Source organism: Massilia sp. DJPM01, from assembly GCF_030348125.1.
Classification (GTDB): domain Bacteria; phylum Pseudomonadota; class Gammaproteobacteria; order Burkholderiales; family Burkholderiaceae_D; genus Telluria_A; species Telluria_A frigida.
This window is the reverse complement of sequence record NZ_JAQOZV010000186.1, coordinates 1-1,030: the sequence shown is the minus strand read 5'-3', so window position 1 is coordinate 1,030 and position 1,030 is coordinate 1. Positions and strand designations below refer to the sequence as shown.

At 47.3% G+C, this 1,030-nt stretch carries 2 protein-coding genes; both read left to right on the top strand.

All coding sequences use genetic code 11. The features are described 5' to 3' along the window. Positions 1-451: RHS repeat-associated core domain-containing protein (locus PO883_RS34545; protein WP_289313815.1), on the top strand; the 451-nt coding region annotated here is incomplete at its 5' end. Positions 452-453: 2 nt separating this feature from the next. Beyond that, on the top strand, positions 454-1,030 hold a 577-nt coding region (locus PO883_RS34540), incomplete at its 3' end, for a hypothetical protein (protein ID WP_289313814.1).

The following is a 1,030-nucleotide window of genomic DNA, read 5'->3' as shown; positions in this document are numbered from 1 at the left end:
CAGGGACTACGATCCGCAGACGGGGCGGTATATCCAAAGCGATCCGATCGGGCTACGTGGCGGGATCAATACCTACGGTTATGTGAGCGGGAATCCAGTTAGTCGTATGGATCCGTTCGGTTTAGCGGACGTAGTCAAGGTTTGTGTCGGTAAACCACGAGACTACATTCACCAGTGGCTGTGTGTAGGAGAAACTTGCAAGGGTTTCGTTCCAGCCGAAGGGGAGTCTAAAGGGGTAGCGGGAGTTGACGGCGCATTACTTCCGGAGAAGTCTACTGATGGGACTTGCTCGGCTGTGCCAGCTGTTTGTAGCGCGGAGAAATTCGATCAATGTGTGCGAAATAATATGAATGATAAATTTCCCGGGCATTACAACCTCTTGTTTACAAACTGTGTCGAGTGGACTCATAAAGTCGTGGCAAAGTGCCAAGTGGAAGCATGTAAAAAATGAGAATGACAAACTGGTTGGTTTATGATCGAAATAAGTCAAATTGGCTGCTTCCCGCCGTTTTTCTCGCGATTTATATCATCCTAGACTGGAACGTTGCTCGCGCCGGCGGGTTCGCTTTGATCGGCGGCATTATCCCTATAATGCAGGTACATTTTCTTTTGTATTTGGCGAGTATAACCCTGCTGTTGGTGGTAGGCTTAATTTTATGTAGGGCCCGCAAATTCGCAATTTTTCTTTTATACATCTCTAGCATGACTGGAGTCGCGCTTTACTCAATAGAAGATCAAGAAAGGGTGTCAGTTAGGCAGATGCGGGTAGCGCAAGATGCGCTATATGCGATGTTGAAGTCTCCACATACCAGGAAGATTTGGTATGTGGAACCGGGACTTGAGAAGAGTTTATTGGATATGGTTGGCAAAGAGTTCCCGGATCCTCTCTCCGTTGGGACCTCTAAATTGTTTCATACGTACAGCTATCGCCTCGGGCGGCCAGGAATGGAATCGTTAGATATTGAAGTTCTTTTGCTACGAAATGAAACACGGTTCGTTGTAAAAAACTCCCCTATGTCTACAACTGGGC